This is a genomic window from Lysinibacillus zambalensis (assembly GCF_040183165.1).
GTDB classification, from domain to species: domain Bacteria; phylum Bacillota; class Bacilli; order Bacillales_A; family Planococcaceae; genus Lysinibacillus; species Lysinibacillus zambalensis.
This window is the reverse complement of record NZ_JBEGDG010000116.1, coordinates 1-458: the sequence shown is the minus strand read 5'-3', so window position 1 is coordinate 458 and position 458 is coordinate 1. Positions and strand designations below refer to the sequence as shown.

Here is a 458-nt window from a genome sequence, read left to right as displayed (position 1 = left end):
CCTCCAATATAGATAATATTTAGGATTTAGATATCCGAAACTACAAAGACATATTTTGCTCATTATGCTCCGTTATTGACACTTAAAAAACAGCCATAAATGTAAAACTCAAAGTATGTAGTTAGACGTCAGACAAATAACTTCACTATACCAATGTTTTTAGTAGCAATACAATAGTTAAAAGAAAAAAACTCTACGAAACGTGTATACGCTTACACGATTGCTTTATGGGGGGGGGGGGGGGCGGGGGGATGAGGGAAATAAAAAAAAAAATAAAAAAAAAATAAAAAAGAAAAAAAAAAAAAAAAAAAAAAAAAAAAAAAAAAAAAAAAAAAAAAAAAAAAAATAAAAAAAATAAAAAAAAAAAATAAAAAAAAAAAAAAAAAAAAAAAAAAAAAAAAAAAAAATAAAAAAATATAAAATAAATAAAAAAAATATAATAATAAAAAAAAATATAA

1 protein-coding gene is annotated in these 458 nt (G+C 21.0%); it reads left to right on the top strand.

Features of this window, described 5'->3' with window-relative positions:
• Positions 1 to 202: 202 nt before the first annotated feature.
• Positions 203 to 349 (top strand): hypothetical protein, encoded by a 147-nt coding sequence (locus tag ABNX05_RS26260; protein WP_349662360.1) that lies wholly within the window; start codon positions 203 to 205, stop codon positions 347 to 349.
• The last annotated feature ends 109 nt before the right edge of the window (positions 350 to 458 follow it).